The following is a 20656-nucleotide window of genomic DNA, read 5'->3' as shown; positions in this document are numbered from 1 at the left end:
TGCGGCACACGAAAGCGTTTGTGTCGTCCACCACGCCCCGCCCGCCATTTTCCCCGGTATCGCCATAATTCGTTTTGTAATTTCGCCCCAGTCTGATCAATAGTATTACCGAGGAAATTCAAGGCGATTCTGCCGCCATTGCCTCCCGCTCCGTCTGTCTCGACCGTCTGGCCTTTGGCATCAGAGGTCTGTGGTTCGGTGCCATGGTGCGCAGGCCGTTGATGGTGGAGCGATGTCTTGGGCCGGGGTATCGTGCCAGACGGGGGCGAAAGGCCAGAAAGGGCGAAAGGTTGGAACATTTCTACATCGTCACGCTGGTTCTGACGGCGCTGATCCTGTTTGCGGCTTTTTCCAGCCTGATCGCCTTTCGCTTTGGCGCGCCGCTGCTGCTGTTGTTTCTGGTCATCGGGTTGATGGCCGGGGTCGATGGTCTCGGCATTCATTTCGACAATCATTCCGTTGCCTATACCATCGGCTCGCTGGCGCTGGCCGTTATCCTGTTTGATTCCGGCTATACGACCTCGCTGCAATCCTTCAAACAGGCGGCAGGGCCGTCGATCATGCTGGCAACGGTCGGGGTTTTGTTGACGGCGGGGTTGTTCGGTCTGCTGGCCTGCTGGCTGTTGAAATTGTCGCTGCTGGAAGGCATGCTGCTTGGCTCCATCGTCGCCTCCACCGATGCGGCGGCGGTGTTCTTCCTGTTGCGAATTGGCGGCATCAATATCCGTGACAAGGTTCGCTCCTCGCTGGAAGTGGAATCCGGCACCAATGATCCGATGGCGATCTTTCTCACCCTGGCGCTGGTGCAGATGGTGTCCACTGGCAAGGATCATACCGGTCTCGACTGGAGCCTGCTGCGGATGTTCGTCGAGCAGATGGGCATGGGTCTGGCGCTCGGGCTGATCGGCGGGGCGATGATGGCGATGATCGTCAAGAAAATCCCGATTGATCGCGGCCTGTTACCGATCATCGTGCTGGCCATGTCGATGGTGATCTTTTCCTATACCGGCGCCATCGGCGGCAGCGGCTTCCTGGCCGTCTATGTCGCGGGCATCTATGCCGGAAACCGCAAGATCCCCGGCAGCGCTTCAATTGCCCGCTTCCAGGAGGGCATGACCTGGCTGGCGCAGATCATCATGTTTCTGGTGCTCGGGCTTCTGGCCACGCCGTCGCATTTCATCAAGATCCTGTTTCCGGCGGTGGTTCTTGGCCTGTTTCTGGTGTTTATCGCCCGGCCCGCAGCGGTCTGGCTGTGTCTCATTCCCTTCGATTATACCCATCAGGAAAAGCGGTTCATCTCCTGGGTCGGCTTGCGCGGCGCGGTGTCCATCCTGCTCGGCATTCTGCCGATCCTCGGTGATCTGAAGGGTGGTGAGGTCTATTTCAACACCGCCTTCATCGTAGTGATGATTTCGCTGCTGCTTCAGGGCTGGACCATCAAGCCAATGGCCAAACGGCTCGGCCTGATCATCCCGCCGCGCATCGGCGCTATCGACAAGGTGGAGCTGGATCTGCCGGGTGCTGCCCATCACGAGTTGCTGTCCTATCGCGTCGTGGCGGGCAGTCCGGTGCTCAGCGGCGCGCGCATTCCGCGCTGGGCCATGCCATCGCTGGTGATCCGCGATGGCAAATCCATGCGCTACCAATATGCGGGCCGGCTGCGGGAAAACGATCAGGTCTATCTGTTCATTGCCCCCGGTTATCCGCGGCTGCTTGACCGTTTGTTTGCCAGCAAGGCGCCTGTCGATGATGACGATAGCGAGTTTTTTGGCACCTTTACCATTTCACCCTCGCGTCCCGCCGCCGAACTGGATGCGGCCTACGGGCCCGGGCTTTTGAACGAGGCCGACCGGCAAAAAACCGTTGGCGAACTGATGGAAGCGCGCCTCGGTGGCAAGGCCGAATATGCCGACCGGGTCCGGCTCGGCCATATCATCCTGATCGTCCGCGATATCGGCGAAACCGGCCATATTTCCTCCGTTGGCGTCTCCATGGAAGCGGTTGCGCCAACCGATAACGCGCCCGCCTTCCTCAGCCTGACCGGCACGGCCCATTGGCTGGCGGGCCTGCGCCATAAGCTGCGGGCGGCTGTGCAAAAGTAGCGGCCAAGACCGACCCCGATGCCCTATCACATGGGGCCGGTCACATTTCAGCATAAATTCCATGCGGCGCTTTTATACGGCGCATTCTTCGGTTACTTTGGTGTGCATGATGCAACGCTGGCAGGAGCTGAGGCGGGCATGATGACGCGAATGCTGGTGATTTTCGGTATTCTTGCTGTTCTTCCGGGCTTTGCCCTGGCGCAGGATAAAAGCTCTGCCGCCCGCCCTCCCGTCAGCCGCCCTCCCGTCAGCCAATGCCAATTGGTTGCCAAGCAGCTTCCCGGGGCTCGATTTTCTCACGTTGAATATGCCAGCGCTCGTCCAGACAAGGGGCCTCTTCACCTCGCGGCCCTGGCGGAAAATGTCACCATCACCTTTCTCGGCCATTCCACCTTCGAGATTGAAACGCCGCAGGGCCTGACGATCGATACCGATTACAGCGGATACCTGCGCTCCGCGCGGACACCGGATGTGGTGACGATGAACAAGGCCCATTCCAGCCATTATACGCTGTCGCCCGACCCTGGTATCGCCCAGGTTCTGCATGGCTGGAACGATGCGCAGCCGGGGGAGCCGGTTCACCACAACCTTGTGGTGGGCGATGCCTATATCCGCAACGTGGCCACCGATATTCGCAGCTGGGGCGGTGATTTCGAGCCGAACGGCAATTCGATCTTCATTTTCGAGGTCGCCGGGCTGTGCATTGGCCATCTCGGCCATCTGCATCATGAATTAACGGACAAGCAATTTGCCGCCATCGGCAGGCTGGATGTGGTGATGGTGCCTGTCGATGGGGGTTTGACGCTCGGCAGCGACAGTATGAGCCGAATGGTAAAACGGCTGCGCTCGGCACTGATCCTGCCCATGCATCGGCGCGGACCTATCGTCAATGACTTTGTTGGGCTGTTTGGTCCAGGTTTTGATGTCAGGATTGTGGAAACCAATGCCGTGACAGTGTCCATGCGCAGCCTGCCAAAAAAGCCGCTGATCCTGGTGCTCAGCGGCTTCTAAACGGCACATAAAATCCGTTAGGCAAACGTCAGATGGTGGTGCTGCCCCACATCCGGTAGTTTTTCGCCGTCAATGTTGGCCTTGGCGATTTCCCAGCCGAATTTCAGTGGATTACCGGTCGAGGCCCAGACTTCGGCATCGTCGATATGCAGGGCGAGCATGGTGAGGTCGGGGTCTTTCTTCCCGTTGTGATACCAGGCCTCGACCACCGAGCTCCAATATTCATCGATCTTGCTCGGATCGCGGCGCACATCGATAACGCCGGACAGACTGGCGTGGTAATCGTGGTTTTTGCCGACCACGCAGAAATGCGCCCGGCTGCCGGGGCGGATATTCTGGACAAAATCTGAATCGGTCCGGGTGAAAAACCAGACCGTATTGGTTTTCGGATCTCCGTAAGGCGCCATCGGCTGCATATGCGTGGTGGAGCCTTCCAGGCCGAGCATGCCGGCGTGAATGGCTTCGATTTCCTCCCAAAGCTGGCGGGCGGGCTCTTCGCGGGCTTCTGTGAGATTGACCATTGGCTTTCCTCTCTTCTTGCTGGTGTTCTTCAGCAGGGCAACGGAAGGAAAGCCTTATTGTTCCAGGGCAGAAGGGCTCTTCGCACCTTCGCCCCCCTTGAATGGCAAGCCACAGGGCCTTATAAGGGCGCCAATTCGCGGCTGCATGAGCAAGCGAGCTAAATCCGGTTCGAAATCATGCAGCAAAGAGAGAGCGTTAAAGCGCGCCTGACGGATCACGACCGATGCCGCAGGATGCCACAAATCAGATGTCGCAGGGGTGCCATGGCCGGCCATTCACAGTTTAAAAACATCATGCATCGCAAGGGCAAGCAGGATTCCGTGCGATCGAAAATGTTCTCCAAGCTTGCCCGTGAAATCACGGTGGCGGCCAAGGCTGGCTTGCCCGATCCGACCATGAATGCCCGCCTGCGCCTGGCCATCCAGAATGCCAAGGCGCAATCGATGCCGAAAGACAATATCGAGCGCGCCGTCAAGAAGGCATCGGGCGTCGATGGCGAGAATTACGAAGAAGTCCGCTACGAAGGCTATGGCCCGGGCGGCGTCGCGGTGATTGTCGAAGCTTTGACCGATAACCGCAACCGTACAGCCTCCAATGTCCGCTCGACCTTTTCCAAGGCTGGTGGGGCACTGGGGGAAACCGGATCGGTTTCCTTCTCCTTCGATAAGGTTGGCGAAATCACCTATAAGGCCAGCGTTGGCGATGCCGATGCAGTGATGGAAGCTGCCATCGAAGCTGGTGCGGAAGACGTGACCAGCGACGAAGACGGCCACACGATCATCTGCGGTTTTGAGGACATGAACGAAGTCTCCAAGGCGTTGGAAGCGACGCTTGGCGAAGCCGAATCCGTCAAGGCCATCTGGAAACCGCAAAACACAGTGCCTGTTGATGAAGACAAGGCTCAGTCGCTGATGAAGCTGATCGAGACGTTGGAAGACGATGATGACGTGCAGAACGTCTATTCGAATTTCGAGGTCTCGGAAGAGGTGATGGCAAGGCTTTCCGCTTAATGCGATCCATGCCGCGCTGTTGACAGCGTAGAAAAGAACGCAATGCAAAAAGCCCGGCTATGGATTTAGCCGGGCTTTTTCAGGTGTAAAGATGAGATTTTACGCCGCTTCGCGGCTGTTGGCGATCACGCCGATCAGGTCGTTGACGATGCGCTCGATCTGGCTGCGGTCGTCGCCCTCGGCCATCACACGGATCAGCGGTTCGGTGCCGGACGGGCGGATGACCAGACGGCCATTGCGGGCCAATTCGCTTTCGGCATCGGCAATGGCCTGGCGGACGAAACTGTCTTCCAGCGGCTTGCCGCCGGAAATGCGGACATTGCGCAGCAATTGCGGCACGGGATCGAAGCGGTGGCAGATCTGGCTGACCGTCTTGCCGGTGCGCTTCACCGCTGCCAGAATTTGAAGGGCGGCAACCAGGCCGTCTCCGGTCGTGCCGAAATCCGACAACACGATATGGCCCGATTGCTCGCCACCAATATTGTAATGGTTTTGGCGCATATGCTCGACGACATGACGGTCGCCAACCTTGGTGCGGGCCAGTGTCAGGCCCTTGCCGCCCAGAAAGCGCTCCAGACCGAGATTGGACATCACGGTGGCGACAATGCCGCCACCCTTGAGAGTCTGGTCATTGGCCCAGCTTTCGGCAATCACCGCCATCAACTGGTCGCCATCGACAATCGCACCGGTTTCATCGACGATGATCACCCGATCGGCATCGCCATCAAGCGCAATGCCGATATCGGCCCGTACCTCGTGGACTTTCTTTTGCAAGGCAGCGGGATGGGTGGAGCCGCATTCGAGATTGATATTGAGACCATTCGGCTCGTTGCCGATGGTCACCACTTCGGCGCCTAATTCCCAAAGTGCCGTGGGCGCGACCTTATAGGCGGCGCCATTGGCGCAATCGATGGCAATCCGCAGCCCGCTCAAGGTAACATCACGCGGCAATGTGCGTTTGACGAATTCGATATAGCGGTAGATGTCGCCATCGACGCGCTTGGCCCGGCCGATATCCTCGGCCCTGGCCAGGGGCAGGGGAGCTTCCTGGTTCAAGAGGGCTTCGATTTCTGCTTCCAGCTCATCGGACAGCTTGTAACCATCGGGGCCGAACAGTTTGATGCCATTATCGGCAAAAGGATTATGCGAGGCCGAGACCATGACGCCAATATCGGCGCGCAGCGAGCGGGTCAGCATGGCCACAGCCGGTGTCGGGATCGGGCCGAGCAGAAAGACATCCAGACCCGCGGCGGTAAAACCGGCCACCAGCGCCGTTTCCAGCATATAACCGGAGAGGCGGGTATCCTTGCCAATCACCACCCGGTGACGATGATGGCCGCGCCGGAGGATGGTACCGACGGCAATGCCGACCTTCATGGCGAGATCCGGCGTCATGGGAAAGACATTCGACTGTCCGCGAATACCATCGGTTCCGAAATAACGTCGTGTCATGATGTCTCCTGAGGTCCAAAGCTTTTTCGCCGTCTTTAGCGCGCGAAATGCTCTTTCTTTGTTTTTACGCATCGCATTGACCGGCAATGCCTATGTGCGCAGGCCGTCCGCCGTTCATTCATCGCTCATCGCATGTTTTAACGGCGCATTCACTTAAATTACCGTCAACATTGATTATAACCCGTTACCACATAAAAAAACCGCCCGTTCAAAGGGCGGCTTTTCGTTCTGTGACCGATATCAAGGTCTTTTTACGAGACTTGGCGGATCAATGCGCTTGGGGTTCCAGTCCGGCTTCCGGTTCGCCACCCTTAGGTGCGTCCTTCTTACCGGTGGAGGGAACCGCAGAGCTGCGGGTTGGGCCATCTTCGCCACTGTCGCGGGTTGGCTTTTCGCCACGGATCAGCGCCTTGATTTCTTCACCCGACAGAGTTTCATATTCCAGCAGACCTTCGGCCAGAATAACGAAGGCATCATGCTTCTCGGTGATGATACGACGGGCCTCGGTATAGGCTTCGTCAATCAGGCGGCGCACTTCGGTATCGATCTTCTGCGCCGTTGATTCCGAGACATTCTTGCTCTGCGAGACAGAATGGCCGAGGAACACTTCCTGCTGGTTTTCACCATAGGCAACCTGACCGAGGATATCGGAAAAGCCCCATTGGGTCACCATGGCGCGGGCAAGCTTGGTGGCCTGCTCGATGTCTGAAGACGCGCCGGAGGTGATGTTTTCCTTGCCGAAGGTGATTTCTTCGGCAACACGGCCACCCATCATGATCACCAGACGCGACACCATCCACTTATAGCTCATGGAGTAGCGGTCGCCTTCCGGCAATTGCATGACCATGCCAAGGGCGCGGCCACGCGGAATGATGGTTGCCTTATGCAGCGGGTCAGCGACCGGGACGTTTAGCGCGGTAATCGCATGGCCGGCCTCGTGATAGGCGGTCAGCTTCTTTTCGGCTTCGGTCATGGCGGAGGAACGGCGTTCCGCACCCATCATGATCTTGTCCTTGGCGTCTTCGAATTCGGCCATGGTGACGACGCGCTTGTTGCGGCGCGCAGCCATCAGGGCGGCTTCGTTGACGAGGTTCATTAGGTCAGCACCGGAGAAACCGGGCGTGCCACGGGCGAGAACCTTGAGATCGACATTGGGAGCCAGCGGCACGTTGCGGGCATGCACCTTCAGAATGCGCTCGCGACCGATAATGTCGGGGTTCGGCACCACGACCTGGCGGTCGAAACGGCCCGGACGCAGCAGGGCAGGATCGAGAACGTCGGGACGGTTGGTGGCGGCAATCAGGATGATGCCCTCATTGGCCTCGAAGCCGTCCATTTCGACCAGAAGCTGGTTCAGCGTCTGTTCGCGCTCGTCATTGCCACCGCCGAGACCAGCGCCACGATGGCGGCCAACAGCGTCGATTTCGTCGATGAAGATGATGCAGGGTGCATTCTTCTTGGCCTGTTCAAACATGTCACGCACGCGGCTTGCGCCAACGCCGACGAACATTTCAACGAAATCCGAACCTGAAATGGTGAAGAACGGCACATTGGCCTCGCCTGCGACCGAGCGGGCCAGCAGGGTTTTACCAGTGCCGGGGGGCCCGACCAGCAGCACGCCACGCGGAATTTTGCCGCCGAGACGCTGGAATTTCTGCGGATCGCGCAGGAATTCAACGATTTCCTCGAGATCCTGCTTGGCCTCGTCCACGCCAGCCACATCTTCAAAGGTGACGCGGCCATGTGCTTCGGTCAACAGCTTGGCCTTGGACTTGCCAAAGCCCATGGCACCGCGCGAGCCACCCTGCATCTGACGCATGAAAAACAGCCAGACGCCGAGAATGAGCAGCATGGGCAACAGAGTGCCGAGATAGCTAAGGAAGCCGGAAGACCCGTCGGACTCGGGACGAGCAACGATCATCACATTCTTGGTTTGCAGTTTTTCAAGCAGATTGTCATCCACGACCGGAGCATAGGTCTGGAAGGCGGCGCCGTTTTCGCCATAGCTGCCAATGATACGGTTGCCGGTGACGGTCACGTCGCGAACACGGCCCGAATCAACTTCACGCAAGAATTGCGAATAGGGAATCTCGCGGGAACTTGTTTGCGACGGAGACGTCTGGAACATGCTGAACAGCGCGACCAATAGCAAAGCTATGATCGCCCACAGCGCGAGATTTCTAAAATTTGGGTTCATCGAACTCCCCAGAAAAAATGTTCGGCGCATGAAAACGCCGTATCGTCGGACAGTAACATAGGTTTCCTGAAGCGCCTTGCCAAGGCAAAGCGCGGCCCCGACTTCGTTTTCCGTCAATAAGATTTAAAAACAGGGTGATAAAAAGCCTGGTGCGTCGAAAAGACCCGCCAAAGCCACGGCGAGCGGCCAGTCGAACCCCGGGAGAAACCCCTGGTAGGGGGCAATCACAGGCGTGGCGTGCAGGTTTGGACCGATCCCGGGGAGAGATTGGCGGGCCAGCGCCGCCAGTGAAACGGGCAGGGACGAGGCGGGGAGGGGTGAGGTGGCCAGGGTGGGGGACGTCTGATCTGTTTTGGTTTCGCCCGGCTGCACCCGGCTTTCCGCCCTGCCGATATTGCTGATGTGCCAGCGGCCGTCCCACAGCACAGTCTCCCCTGGTTTCACAATACCATGCGGCAGATTGCGCCCTTCACGTACCAGATAGATGCCGTGGCGATGACGATGTGCAAGGCAGCGACCGAGTGTCACCCTGGCGCCAGGTGGCTGTTCGCAAAGGGCGATGAGCCGCACAAGCGCATCCTGCCCAGGCCCATGCGGCTGGCCTCCCACAGTTGCAATCAGTGCCTGCAAGGCATGGCAAAGGATCGGTCGGGGTGCCTCGAACAGGGCATTATCGAGATCGACAAGTCCTGGCAGAGGCATGGTGGCATGGGTGGAGACTAAAGCGGCGGCTCCTTGCGACAGAGACAGGCGCTCATTCTGGGGCAGGCCGGGCTGCTGGTCCGTTGAGAGGTGGGCTCGGATACGGGCGCGCTCATAGGCGGGGTTGTCATTGCTGGGATCATCGACCCAGCCATGCCCACGGTCCTGCAAGAATACGCGAATGGCCTGGCGGCGCGAGCGCAGAAGCGGTCGGGTGATCCAGATGGAATTTTCAAACAGGACGGATTCTGCCATGCCCGCAAGGCCGGTCGCCCTAGGGTTTCGGCTGCGTTTCTCACGCATGGCGATGGTCTCGATCTGATCGTCGGCGGTGTGGCCGGTCAGGATGGCAGCGGCGTCGATCTCCTTGGCGATCTCGGCCAGCAGCTGGTAGCGGGCGGCCCGGGCGGCGGCGGAAATTCCGGTTTTCGGCTTGTCGCCTGTCCAGCGGCGGATTTCATGGGGAATGCCGAGCGTTGCGCAAAGCGCTGCAACCGTTTCGGCTTCTGCGGCGGAGCCATCGCGAAGACCGTGATCGATGGTGGCGGCGTGAAGGGTGACGGTTTTGGCTGGCATGGCTTGCAGCTGTTCATGCAGGGCAAGCAGCAGGCCGGTCGAATCGCTGCCGCCGGAAATCGCCACCAGAAGGCGCAGCGGATCATTTATTCTGTCGAGGAAAGCGGCAATGGCGGCTTCAGGAGAGATGGCGGATAGAGTGTCCGTCATCAATTCGCCCAGACGATTGTGGCCCGGAAGCTGTGTTTCCGAAGCGCTGTCGGGCAGCATCAGCAAGCCAGGCGCTTCTGCTCGCTGGCGGCCTTGTTCTGGACGGCCTTGGAGGCGTCGGGATAGCGCTTGTTCACCTCGCGCAAGGTGGCGCAGGCGGTGTCCTTGTTGTCGAGGGCCGCCAGCGACATGCCGAGTTTCAGCAGCATCTCAGGGGCCTTGGGGGTCTTCCCATAGCTCTGGTAGGCCTTGAGGAAGGTCTCAGCCGAATCCTTGTAGCGGGCCTGCGAATATTGCGCTTCGCCCAGCCAGAAATTGGCGTCGGCGGCCTTGCCGCTTTTCGGATAGCGGCTGATGAAATCGCGGAATTCGCCTTCCGCCGCCTTGTAGTCACCCGACAGCACATGGCTATAGGCGATCTGATAGAGATCCTGCTCGCCGCCGAGCGACGCGGTTTTGGTTCCGCTCTGACCGGCAGGTGCCGTACCCGGCAGGGTGCTGGCGTTGGAACCTGCCGAACCATTGACGCTGGCGCCGACCGGATTGCCGCTGTTGTCCATTTCGATCGAGCCAAGCGTCATTTCACCGGGTGCAGCGGAGCGCCCGCCGCCAGCCGGGCTTGTTGCCTGGCTGCCAGCGGTTTCTCCGATGATCTGGCCAACACCGTCACTGCCACCAGCCGGCTGGCGCGCCGCTACCGACGGGCTGGTCTGGCCGGGGGAGCCTGCGTCACTTCTTTTTTTTTCCAGCTCCTGGAATCGGAATTCGTTGTCTTCCTGCGCCTTACGGATGGTTTCCTGCATTTGCAGCAGCTGGTAGCTCATGTCCTCGATTCGCCCGTTCAACTGGCGGATCTGGTCCTGCAATTGCTGGACTTGAACGATGTCACTGCCCTGCTGCTGGACCTGCTGCACTGGCATGTCGCTGACTGGCGCTGGCGGCGTGTGCTGGCGTTCGAAAAGCGAAAAGGCCAAGGCACTGCTGCCCGCTTGGACTCCGAGGATTGGGGGGGCGAGAATTGCAGTCATTCCCACCATCCCGGCCACGACAAGTCTCTTCATCGATGTGGTTCCTGTTTTCCGTGTTATTGCCCGATTGATGTGCGCCCGTCAGGCTTTGCTGTCGAATATCGACCGTCAAGCCTGCGATGTCTGCCAATAAAGCTTTTCTCTGTTCTTTGCAAAAAGCAACCGAGTTCGGCCAAAGTGTGAAGAAAACAAAAGGGCGGCCCGAAGACCGCCCTGTTTCTGTCATGAATGCAGGCACGATTTCGTGAATTACATTCCAGAGCCGCCGAGAACCGTCACGGCGCGACGGTTCTGCGACCAGCAGGAAATATCGTCGCAGGTGGCGACCGGACGTTCCTTGCCGTAGGAAATCGTCTTGATCCGGTTGGCCGGAATGCCACGCGACACGAGATAGGCCTTGGTGGAGGCGGCACGGCGGGCACCGAGCGCCAAGTTGTATTCGCGGGTGCCGCGTTCGTCGGCATGGCCTTCGACGGTGATCGGATACTGCGAATAACGCTGCAACCACTGAGCCTGGCGGTCCAGCGTCTGCTGGGCGTCGGCGCGGATCGAGGTTGAGTCGGTATCGAAGAAGATCCGGTCGCCGACATTGACGGTGAAGTCCTGGGTAGAGCCGGGTGTTGCAGCACCTGCGCCGCCAAGGCCAAGCTCGGACGCGCTATTGGGCATGTTCTTCTTGGAAGCGCAGCCAGCCAGCGCCAGCGTCATGGCGAGAGCGAGAATGGCGGGGTTGCTGGCAAGCTTTTGCATGCGGCTCATTACCGGGGTTACAGTGCGGCTCATGGCCGATCTCCTTGCAAGTAGTGTGGGGCAGTCATTGTGCAGTGATGGTGGGCAGCCGGTTGGGCGGTCCGTGTGAGCAGTGCCGATTGACACTGGTGTCAATCGTGGTTGCCGAACTCTAATCAATCCTGGTTAACCAGAAGCAAACGGTCATGGTTAATCTTTACTTAATTCACGACCGGTCATCAAATGCAATCGCCTTCCGGCGGGAGCCGGAAGGCGATGAAAGTGCTATTCGAGAAGCGGCGACCAGGCTGGGTCGGACGCAAAGCTCGGAGTTTTGACCAATTGCTCGTTATAGCCGGTCAAGTCGATGGAATAGAGCTGCGGTCCGCCTGAGCCTGCGGCCTGGCGGAAGAACATCAGCACGCGGCCGTTCGGCGCCCAGGTCGGGCCTTCATTATGGAAGCCGGTGGTCAGAAGCCGCTCACCCGAACCGTCCGGCTTCATCACGCCGATAGAGAATTTTCCGCCCGATTGCTTGGTAAAGGCGATCAAGTCTCCGCGGGGCGACCAGACCGGAGTGGAGTAAGAGCCTTCGCCAAAGGAAATGCGGGTCTGGCCGGAGCCGTCGGAATTCATCACGTAAAGCTGCTGGCGTCCGCCACGGTCGCTCTCAAACACGATCCGGCGTCCATCCGGCGCATAGGACGGGGAGGTATCGATGGCCGCCGTGCTGGTCAACCGGGTGGTGGTGCGCGAGCGCAGGTCCATCGTGTAGATGTTACTGTTGGCGTCCTGTTGCAGGCTCATGATCACCCGCTGACCATCCGGCGAGAAGCGCGGCGAGAAGGTCATGCCGGGGAAATTGCCGACCACTTCGCGCTGTCCGGTTTCCAGTTGCAGCAGGTAGACGCGCGGCTGGTTGCCCTCGAAGGACATATAGGTCACTTCCTGGCGGTTCGGCGAAAAGCGCGGCGTCAGCACCAGATTGGCGGTATTGGTCAACATGCGGACGTTTTCGCCATCCTGGTCCATGATGGCCAGCTGGCGCTTGCGGTCGGTCTTGGTGCCGCTTTCGGCCACGAAGACGATGCGGGTATCGAAATAGCCTTTTTCACCGGTGATGCGCTCATAGATCGCGTCGGCGATGATATGGGCGACGCGACGCCAGTTTTCAGGCTGGGTATAGAATTGCTGGCCGCTCATCTGCTGGCCCGCATAGGTATCCCACAGGCGGAATTCGGCGCGCAAGCGGCCATCGCCTTCCTGGGTAATGCGACCAACCACCAGGGCCTGGGCGTTCAGCACCGTCCAGTTCTGCATGTTGGGCGCCTGATCGGGATTGATCTGCTTGTCGATGAAGGCGCCGTGATTGACCGGGGCGAACAGACCGGAGCGTTTGAGGTCCGCCTCCACCACGGCCGAGATCTTCGCGCCGATGCCATTGGCCGACAGGAAATCGGGAATGGCGATCGGCATCGGCTCGACATTGCCCTTATTGATATTGATCTCGACCAGCGCCATGGCCGGCGTGGCAAAGGCGCCCGCCATGCCGACGAGGACGATCAGGATACGCAGGAGTGAGAATGTCTTCATAAGGGCAAGCCTTTCAGCTTCTACATGAATTCGTGTGGGCATGAATTCGCTTTTACATGAATTCGCTTGGATCGAAGTTGACGACAACCTCGGACCAGGCATCGTATTTTTCAACGGGCAGGTTCTTGAACGGCACGGATTTCAGAATGGCGCGGCGCGCGCTTGAGATCATCACCTGCTGGGCGCTGGGCGATCCGCCGGTCGCCGTCACTTCCGGCTCGCCGATCAGATTGCCGCTCTCGTCCAGTTTGAAATGAGCGCGGATCACCATGCCCTGGGCATCGCCCATGCCTGACAGCACCGACCAGTTGTTCTGAATCGCGCCGCGCAGGGCGTCCATTTCACTCTGGCTGAGTGTCGAGCCGCCCGTGGTCTTCTTGCCGCCCAGCGCCGCCTGTTCGGTGGAGCGTTTGGCACCACCACCAGCAGCATCGGTCTTGTTCAGCAGGGCGGCGATCTCATCGGCATTGAAATCGCTTTCCTTGGAGGATTTCGCCTTGGCCGCCTGCTGGTTCTTGTCAGCCTTCTTCACATCAGGTGCCTTGGCGGCCTCGGTCTTCGGCTTGGCTTCCGTCGGCTTCGGCTCAGGCGTCTTGGTCTCCGCAGGCTTTGGCGGCTCCGGCTTCGGCTTGGACGCAGGCAGGGGAACGCTGGTCGGCAGCGGAATGTCTTCCGCCTTGGCGACTTCCTGGGGCTTTGCTTCCGGCTTCGGCTCGGGCTTGGCCTCTGGCTTTGGCGGCTCTGGCTTCGGTGGTTCCGGCTTTGGCTCTGGCGTCGGGGTCGGCACGTCCTTCGGCACCGGCACGGCTTCCTTGGAAGGGGCTACCGCCGTCTCTTCCTTGGCAATTTCCTTGACGTCATTGGTTTCGTTGTCCTGCGTCGGCAACACCTTGTCGACCTTTTCAGGAGCTGCTGCGGTTTCCTGTTGCGACGGCTTTTTCGACGGCGTCGGCGGGGTCTTCATGTCGACTTCGTTGTCGCCCATGTTTTCCGCGTTCTGAACGGTGCTCGGCTTCTTGGTCGGGGTGGGGGCCGATTTTTCGCGCTTCGGCGCTTTTTTATCCCCCTGCTGGATCTGGGTCAGTTCCGAGATCGGCACGATATCGACGGGCAGGGCCTCGACATCGGCGACTTGCATGGGCGCAGGCGCGCTAATCGTCACCAGCGCCATGGCCAGCAGCGTTGCGTGCAAAATCGCAGATGTGACGAGACTGCCTTTCATTTCGAAAGATCACTTGTCCTGTTCTTGCAGGGTCACAAGGCCGATATTCTTGTAGCCAGCCGAAGAAATGCGCGCCATAACCTTCATAACCGTGCCATAGGCAGCAGCCGTGTCGCCGCGCACATAGATGCGTTCATTGTAACCCGTGGTGGCGATAGCCTGGAGCTTGGGAACGATTTCCTCAAGCGGGATCGGGCTTTCCTGCAAATAGATTTCGCCAGCCGGATTGACCGAAATGGTGATCGGCTGCGTATCGGAATTCATGGCGCTGGCCTGGGTTTCCGGCAGGTCGATCGGCACGCCGACGGTCATCATCGGGGCTGCAACCATGAAGATGATCAACAGCACAAGCATGACGTCGACCAGCGGCGTGACGTTGATTTCGCTGACGGGACCGCGCTTGCCGCCCCGGCGCCTGCTGCCGCGACGGCCACCGCCGCCTCCATTTGCTCCTACCGACATGCCCATCTGATCAATTCCTTTCGCCGACCTTGCCCAGTCGTTCTAGACTGGAGCCTTATTCCGCCGCCTGGCGAGGCTGGAGCTTCTCATCGATCTGTCGCGACAGTATGGCGGAAAACTCGTCGGCAAAGCCTTCCATGCGCGAGGACAGCTTGCCCGCTTCGCCGGAAAATTTATTGTAGGCGATAACGGCCGGAATAGCGGCGACCAGACCGATCGCCGTTGCCAGCAGCGCCTCGGCGATACCGGGGGCGACGACCGCCAGATTGGTGGATTTCGAACCGGCAATCGCCTGGAACGAGGTCATGATACCGATAACCGTGCCGAACAGGCCGATGAAGGGACCAGCCGAACCGATGGTGGCCAGCGAGCCAAGACGGGCCTCGAAATGTTCGGCTTCGCGCGCCATGGTGACATCCATCGAACGGTCGATACGCATCTGCAAGCCAATGGGCGAACGTGCGCCGCGCTCAAAGCTCTTCTTCCACTCCCGCATGGCGGAGACGAATATGGCCGCTAGCCCGGTATTGTTGCGCTCTGCCAGCGTGCGATACAATTCTTCCAGCGACTGGCCGGACCAGAACACCTGTTCGAACTGGTCGAACTGGCGGCGCGCCTTGGCGAAGCTGACATATTTGTCGATGACGATGGCCCAGGTCCAGACGGAGGCGCCCAGAAGCCCGATCATCACGATTTTCACGACCCAGCCTGCCTGCATGAACAGGGCCCAAAGGCTGACGTCGTGGCTTGCGGCTGCCAATCCTACTTGTTCCATCGCTACCGTTCCTAAAATCCAGACGCCCGAACGTAAAGAGACCGGGCGGATTTACAGCTTTATTTGCGCATCACGCGGGCTTGCGCAAACAACGCTGTAACAAATTCGTTTTTCTATGCAATCATCTCTGCACCATCAGGCAGTGTGATCGATCATGCACTTATACGAAGGCTCATTGAAGATGACCCTTCGTATTCCCCTTGAAAATATCTCAAGCTTTTGATGCATTTGAGATATTTTCAATTCTTCAAGTCGAGGATGCGTCAGCATCTTCGAGACCTGGTATTATATACTGATGTGCCGATAGGCGCGGTGGCGTTTCATCAACGCGATCCGCCATCCCCAAAGCACCCAGCTTGCCTTTTTGCCGCTAAATTTGGTCAAAGGAAGGCGTGCGGCGCACAAAGCACCGCAAGGTTAGTAAGACATCATTATTGTTAACGATAGGTTATCAGCCGGGCGTGAAACCGAGGAACTTCTCGGCGATTGTTTCCGGCAGGCGGCGCGGACGCCCAAATTTGTTAACGACGGCAATCACAACTTTTGCGTCGATCAACCGGCGGTCACCGCTATTAATGGTTTGCCGCAGCACCATCTTGGCGCCCCCGGCCTTTTCGGTGATCGTCTCGATAACAAGGATGTCGTCCATCCGCGCCGGGCTTTTGAAATCCAGCTCCATGCGGTGCACGACGAAAACCAGCCCTTCCTCATCGGCATTGATCAGCTCGCTCTGTTCGCAGCCGAGACAGCGCAGATAATCAGTGCGTCCGCGCTCAAGGAAATGCAGATAGCGGGCGTGATAGACCAGGCCGGAAAAATCCGTGTCCTCATAATAGACCCGCTGGACGAGACGATGGCCGCCTTCGATCAGCTGGCCGGAAATGGAAAAGTCATTGGTCATAGTTTGCCTTTTCAATGACCGAGATCGGCCTCGGTCCAACCGAGCTTTCGCATGTCATCGGCCCGGTCACGGAAATCCGTCGCTGTTATGAACTCATCGAGCTGCGGCGGCTTGACGCTGGTGCCAGTCAGCATCGCATGGACCTGACCGCGATGGTGGGTTTGGTGGTGGAACAGGTGGAAGAGAAGATCGTCACACCGTTCAATTTGCAGCCTCGTTCCGCGATGCACTGTGACGTCTTGGGCAAGCGCGTCGGCGGTGAGAGCATCGCACAGGGTTAGAAGACGCTGATCCACATCGGATTGGGCCTTGTGCAAGGTGTCAACAGTTTCAAAAGGCTCCTCATTGTCAAAGGCCGCTGGACCAAGGGTGCCGCCTTCCAAGGCATCCACATAGAACCAATCGACGGTCAGAATGTGGTTGAGCGTTGCCTTGATCGACGGGAAGAAACTTGTGCGCGGCGCTTCAAACTCACCCGGTTGAAGCTGCGCGCAGGCACCAAGCAATCTCGCATTGGCCAGGGTGTTGTTGCGGGCCATCTTGCGAAAGATGCGGCAGGGATCAATGGGCATGGCTGTCCTCATCCACAATCAAGTGTTCAACGCGCTCTGGCAAACGGTTCATATAGTCGCCCAGAAAGGCTGGCCGGATATCAAAAGCTGCAAAGGCTGCTGCGGTTGCTGGCACCCAGCGAAACAGCACCTCGGTCGGACCATCAACCACGCGATGGACAACATCATCCCTGTGGAAGGGCAGGGGCACATCCATGTTCAGGAGATAGTAAAATCCCAGTTCGTGGGCGCGGTAATCATCAAAAGAAAAGAAAACCTCAGTCGTGAACAACAGGCGCTCAATGCGCACCGTGCGGTCGATTTCCTCCTGCATTTCGCGGATAATTGTCTGCTCGCTGGTTTCACCAATTTCCGCCCGGCCACCGGGCAAGGCCCAATAGCTTTCATTGACGCTTCTTTGCACCAGCAGATGGTCGTTTTGCAGGATCACGCCCGCCACCCGGAAAGTAAACAATTGCGGCTTTTTATCCAGCCGGATCATGTGGCGCTCAACGGTCATTTGTCGTCCAGATTTCCATCATCCCACACCAGATGGCGGGAGGTTTGGGGCAGGTTTTCAATCTCGTGGGCGATGAAATAAGGCGGGATATCAAGAGCGGTCAATGCTTGTTTGGTGGCTTTTGCCCATTTGAATTCCAGCGCGTTCTTTCCATCCTGGATGCGGTGAATGATATCCGTCTCATGGAAGGGCAGGGTGTCTGGCAGGTGCATCAGGTAATAATAGCCCAGTTCGTGCCAATCGCGGCCCTCGTAGTGGAAGAAGTTTTCGACGCTCCACAGCAGCCGGTCGATCCTGGCCTCGACACCGAGTTCCTCGGCCATTTCGCGGCTCAAGGTTTCCTGCGAGGTCTCGCCGATTTCGGCCCGGCCACCGGGAAAGGTCCAGAATTTTTCATGCACGGCGCGATGCACCAACACATGACCATTGCGAAAAGCCAGACCGGCAATGCGCATCTGGAAGATGCGGTTCTGTTGCTTGATCCGGATGCGATTGTCCTTGGCCACGTGCTCGTCCTTAAACCAGATCGATGACTAGTATTTCCGGCGGTGAACCGAAGCGGATCGGTGCGACGGAACAGCCAAGTCCGCCCGAGACGATGATATTGCGACCACCTTCCTCGCGATGGCCATAGACATAGCGTGAGCCGAAGCGCGACGGCACAACCGGCGTCCAGCCGAACAGATTGACCTGTCCGCCATGGGTATGGCCCGAAAGTGTCAGCGAGACCCGATCCGGCACGGTGGGGAAAATATCCGGTTCATGGGCTAGCAGGATGACCGGGGCATCGTCGGTCACCTTGGCCAGCGTGCCGGGTAGGTCGTCTAATCCCCGCATCCGGTGATTGCCGGTGAGATAGGCCCATTGGTCTTCCAGCCCAGCCACCCAGAAGGGGTGATCGTCTGACCCCAGCCGCACCGCGCTGTTCGACATCGCATTGATGCCGACGCTGCGCAGCGCCCGATGGGCCATGGTCTCCGGCAGGCGTTGAAGCTGCGCCTCGGCATCCTGCCACCAATCGTGATTGCCGCAGACGGCATGCACGCCATAGGGTGCTTTCAAGACGGACAGGGCCTTGGACCATTGCTCCGGCGGCACCACGCCGGTCACCAGTTTCATGCCGGACATGTAATCGCCCAGCAGCAGGATGACATCACCACCCAGCGTGTTGGCGTGTTCGCAAATCCGGGCGATCCGCTCTGCGGGCATCCAGGGCTCGCAGGCATGGAAATCGGCAAGCGCGACAATCCGCAGGCTTTGGCCCTTCGGCCAGCCGGGCGGGGAGAGTTTATAGCGGGTGGTTTCCAGCCGCAGCAGCGGCTCGACCGCCCCGGCATAGCCGCCAAGCGATAGAATACCGGCGGCGCTGCCTGCCAGTAGCTTGAAAAATGTCCGTCTGGTTATCAATCGTCATCCTCAAGGGTCAGGCGAAACTGCGCGGCCTCCATGTCTTTCGGCGGCATCAGGCCCAGATGCTTCCAGGCAATCGCGGTCAACACGCGGCCACGCGGGGTGCGCTGGATGAAGCCCTGCTGGATCATATAGGGCTCGATAATATCCTCGATGGCGTCACGTGGTTCAGACAGGCCCGCGGCAATGGTTTCAATGCCGACTGGTCCCCCACCAAAATTGACGGCAATCATGGTCAAATAACGGGTGTCGAGCTGATCAAGGCCCATATTGTCCACTAACAACCGCGTGAGCGCCTCATCGGCGATCTCGCGGGTGACGGCAGGGGCGCGGGCGACCTCGGCAAAATCGCGAACCCGGCGCAGCAGCCGTCCTGCAATGCGCGGCGTGCCGCGGGCGCGCCTGGCAATTTCGCGCGCCCCGTCATCGGTCATGCCTAGCCCCATCAGGCGCGCGCCGCGCCGCACGATCAGCTCCAGCTCCTCGACCGTATAGAAGGACAGCCGCACCGGAATGCCGAACCGATCGCGCAACGGCGTGGTCAACAGGCCAAGCCTTGTGGTGGCGGCGACCAGGGTGAATTTGGAAAGGTCGATTTTCACCGAGCGCGCCGCCGGGCCTTCGCCGATGATCAGGTCAAGCTGGAAATCCTCCATCGCTGGATAGAGAATTTCCTCCACCGCTGGGCTCAAACGATGGATTTCATCGATGAACAGCACGTCGCGTTCTTCCAGATTGGTGAGAAGCGCGGCGAGATCCCCCGCCTTGGCGATGACAGGACCGGAGGTCGAGCGGAAATTGACGCCCAGTTCCTTGGCCATGATCTGCGCCAGCGTTGTCTTGCCCAGGCCCGGTGGGCCGACGAACAGCACATGATCCAGCGCCTCGCCCCGGTTCTTGGCGGCTTCGATGAAGATCTTCAGATTGGCGCGGGCCTCCGCCTGGCCGGTAAAGTCGTCCAGGGTCTGCGGTCTGAGCGCCGAATCAACGTCTTCGCCGCGCTTTTCCGGGGTGAGGACAGGGTTTTGAGCGCTCATGTGAGGAGTTCCATGCCAGAAATTGCTTTCGCGGCTTTTCGGTCAAAGGTAACGGTGTGGCTGGCACCGTGGCGATCAGCAATATAGGCAATGATCCGGTCGGAGAGGTCGTCATTGCGTGACATCTCGTCCTCGATCATGGCGTCGAGACGATCTTCGTCTTCAAATAGAAACTGTTCCGAGGGTAAAAGTTGACGCAGCACCTTCGTGACATCTTCATTTGTGAAACGATAACTGCGTTTCAGAACCCAGGCCATTTCAGCAACGACAACCAGCGAGACAAAGGCCGGATCGTCCATCGACCGTTTGGAAATGAAGTTTTTTGCCGCTTCGAATTGCTCGGGATCATCCGCCAGAAGAAACCTCAGAAGCACGTTTGTGTCTATGCCAATCACGCGTAATTCTCCTGTCGTCTTCTGCGAGCGATTCGCCTATGGCCGCATCCATCTCTTCCAGAGACATCGGCGGGCGGGACGGATCGTGCAGCAATCCCGCAAGCTGCATGGCATTACCATTTTTGACACGCAGGTAGACCCGATTTCCCTGAGTGACATAACGGACCTTGTCGCCGGGCTTCAAACCCAACATATCCCGGATTTCAGCCGGAATCGTCGTCTGTCCCTTCGACGTGATAGTACTGTCGTAAATCGCCATATCGATCTCCTTACTTTTTCACAATAGTAAGGAATCCTGCCAAAAGCAAGGA

21 protein-coding genes are annotated in these 20656 nt (G+C 58.7%); 3 read left to right on the top strand and 18 right to left on the bottom strand.

Annotated elements, in window-relative coordinates:
* The first annotated feature begins 290 nt into the window (after positions 1 to 290).
* Together AVI_RS14385 and AVI_RS14380 are read left to right on the top strand one after the other, a co-directional pair.
* Positions 291 to 2102: a potassium/proton antiporter gene (locus tag AVI_RS14385; RefSeq protein ID WP_041697043.1), complete on the top strand. Its 1812-nt coding sequence runs from the start codon at positions 291 to 293 to the stop codon at positions 2100 to 2102.
* A gap of 138 nt (positions 2103 to 2240) precedes the next feature.
* Positions 2241 to 3113, top strand: coding sequence for an MBL fold metallo-hydrolase (locus AVI_RS14380; RefSeq protein WP_015917029.1), 873 nt, complete (start codon positions 2241 to 2243; stop codon positions 3111 to 3113).
* Positions 3114 to 3130: 17 nt separating this feature from the next.
* Here the strand turns inward: AVI_RS14380 and AVI_RS14375 are convergent, their stop codons facing one another.
* The gene (locus AVI_RS14375; RefSeq protein WP_015917028.1) at positions 3131 to 3634 is read right to left on the bottom strand and encodes a pyridoxamine 5'-phosphate oxidase family protein; all 504 of its coding nucleotides are present in this window, start codon (positions 3632 to 3634) and stop codon (positions 3131 to 3133) included.
* Positions 3635 to 3898: 264 nt separating this feature from the next.
* On the opposite strand from AVI_RS14375, the gene AVI_RS14370 reads away from it, so the two are divergent.
* A complete protein-coding gene (locus AVI_RS14370; protein ID WP_015917027.1) occupies positions 3899 to 4645 on the top strand; it encodes a YebC/PmpR family DNA-binding transcriptional regulator in 747 nt (248 codons plus the stop codon).
* 99 nt (positions 4646 to 4744) lie between these two features.
* Here the strand turns inward: AVI_RS14370 and glmM are convergent, their stop codons facing one another.
* The 17 genes from glmM to AVI_RS14285 form a co-directional block, all read right to left on the bottom strand.
* Positions 4745 to 6097 carry a phosphoglucosamine mutase gene (glmM, locus tag AVI_RS14365; RefSeq protein WP_015917026.1) on the bottom strand — a complete coding sequence of 451 codons (1353 nt, stop codon included), beginning with the start codon at positions 6095 to 6097 and terminating at the stop codon, positions 4745 to 4747.
* A 268-nt stretch (positions 6098 to 6365) separates the two neighbouring features.
* Positions 6366 to 8294 carry an ATP-dependent zinc metalloprotease FtsH gene (ftsH, locus tag AVI_RS14360; RefSeq protein WP_041698195.1) on the bottom strand — a complete coding sequence of 643 codons (1929 nt, stop codon included), beginning with the start codon at positions 8292 to 8294 and terminating at the stop codon, positions 6366 to 6368.
* Between the two features lie 123 nt (positions 8295 to 8417).
* Positions 8418 to 9782, bottom strand: a complete 1365-nt coding sequence (tilS, locus tag AVI_RS14355; RefSeq protein WP_015917024.1) for a tRNA lysidine(34) synthetase TilS — start codon at positions 9780 to 9782, stop codon at positions 8418 to 8420.
* On the bottom strand, positions 9782 to 10783 hold the full coding sequence (ybgF, locus tag AVI_RS14350) for a tol-pal system protein YbgF (protein ID WP_015917023.1): 1002 nt from the start codon (positions 10781 to 10783) through the stop codon (positions 9782 to 9784). The genes tilS and ybgF overlap by 1 nt, the downstream gene beginning before the upstream one ends.
* A 216-nt stretch (positions 10784 to 10999) precedes the next feature.
* A complete protein-coding gene (gene pal, locus AVI_RS14345) occupies positions 11000 to 11533 on the bottom strand; it encodes a peptidoglycan-associated lipoprotein Pal (protein ID WP_015917022.1) in 534 nt (177 codons plus the stop codon).
* A gap of 231 nt (positions 11534 to 11764) precedes the next feature.
* Complete coding sequence (gene tolB / locus AVI_RS14340; RefSeq protein WP_015917021.1) at positions 11765 to 13072, bottom strand: Tol-Pal system beta propeller repeat protein TolB; 1308 nt, start codon at positions 13070 to 13072, stop codon at positions 11765 to 11767.
* A gap of 52 nt (positions 13073 to 13124) precedes the next feature.
* Positions 13125 to 14294, bottom strand: coding sequence for a cell envelope integrity TolA family protein (locus tag AVI_RS14335; protein ID WP_015917020.1), 1170 nt, complete (start codon positions 14292 to 14294; stop codon positions 13125 to 13127).
* Between the two features lie 9 nt (positions 14295 to 14303).
* Positions 14304 to 14762: a protein TolR gene (gene tolR / locus AVI_RS14330; RefSeq protein WP_015917019.1), complete on the bottom strand. Its 459-nt coding sequence runs from the start codon at positions 14760 to 14762 to the stop codon at positions 14304 to 14306.
* 49 nt (positions 14763 to 14811) lie between these two features.
* Positions 14812 to 15531, bottom strand: coding sequence for a protein TolQ (gene tolQ, locus AVI_RS14325; protein ID WP_015917018.1), 720 nt, complete (start codon positions 15529 to 15531; stop codon positions 14812 to 14814).
* Between the two features lie 451 nt (positions 15532 to 15982).
* Positions 15983 to 16432, bottom strand: a complete 450-nt coding sequence (gene ybgC / locus AVI_RS14320) for a tol-pal system-associated acyl-CoA thioesterase (protein WP_015917017.1) — start codon at positions 16430 to 16432, stop codon at positions 15983 to 15985.
* 11 nt (positions 16433 to 16443) lie between these two features.
* A complete protein-coding gene (locus AVI_RS14315) occupies positions 16444 to 17004 on the bottom strand; it encodes a DinB family protein (RefSeq protein WP_015917016.1) in 561 nt (186 codons plus the stop codon).
* Positions 16994 to 17503 (bottom strand): NUDIX hydrolase, encoded by a 510-nt coding sequence (locus tag AVI_RS14310; RefSeq protein WP_015917015.1) that lies wholly within the window; start codon positions 17501 to 17503, stop codon positions 16994 to 16996. Before AVI_RS14310 ends, AVI_RS14315 begins: the two co-directional genes overlap by 11 nt.
* The gene (locus tag AVI_RS14305) at positions 17500 to 17958 is read right to left on the bottom strand and encodes an NUDIX hydrolase (RefSeq protein ID WP_080517024.1); all 459 of its coding nucleotides are present in this window, start codon (positions 17956 to 17958) and stop codon (positions 17500 to 17502) included. Before AVI_RS14305 ends, AVI_RS14310 begins: the two co-directional genes overlap by 4 nt.
* A 61-nt stretch (positions 17959 to 18019) precedes the next feature.
* Entirely contained in the window at positions 18020 to 18910 is an 891-nt protein-coding gene (locus AVI_RS14300; RefSeq protein WP_015917013.1) for a metallophosphoesterase, read from the bottom strand.
* On the bottom strand, positions 18907 to 19950 hold the full coding sequence (ruvB, locus tag AVI_RS14295; protein WP_015917012.1) for a Holliday junction branch migration DNA helicase RuvB: 1044 nt from the start codon (positions 19948 to 19950) through the stop codon (positions 18907 to 18909). Before ruvB ends, AVI_RS14300 begins: the two co-directional genes overlap by 4 nt.
* On the bottom strand, positions 19947 to 20345 hold the full coding sequence (locus AVI_RS14290) for a PIN domain-containing protein (protein ID WP_041697040.1): 399 nt from the start codon (positions 20343 to 20345) through the stop codon (positions 19947 to 19949). The genes ruvB and AVI_RS14290 overlap by 4 nt, the downstream gene beginning before the upstream one ends.
* Entirely contained in the window at positions 20296 to 20604 is a 309-nt protein-coding gene (locus AVI_RS14285) for an AbrB/MazE/SpoVT family DNA-binding domain-containing protein (RefSeq protein ID WP_015917011.1), read from the bottom strand. The genes AVI_RS14290 and AVI_RS14285 overlap by 50 nt, the downstream gene beginning before the upstream one ends.
* Positions 20605 to 20656: the final 52 nt, after the last annotated feature.

It is taken from the genome of Allorhizobium ampelinum S4, from assembly GCF_000016285.1.
Lineage (GTDB): Bacteria > Pseudomonadota > Alphaproteobacteria > Rhizobiales > Rhizobiaceae > Allorhizobium > Allorhizobium ampelinum.
Note: the sequence above shows the minus strand (reverse complement) of the source record. Positions and strands in the feature narration are given on the sequence as shown.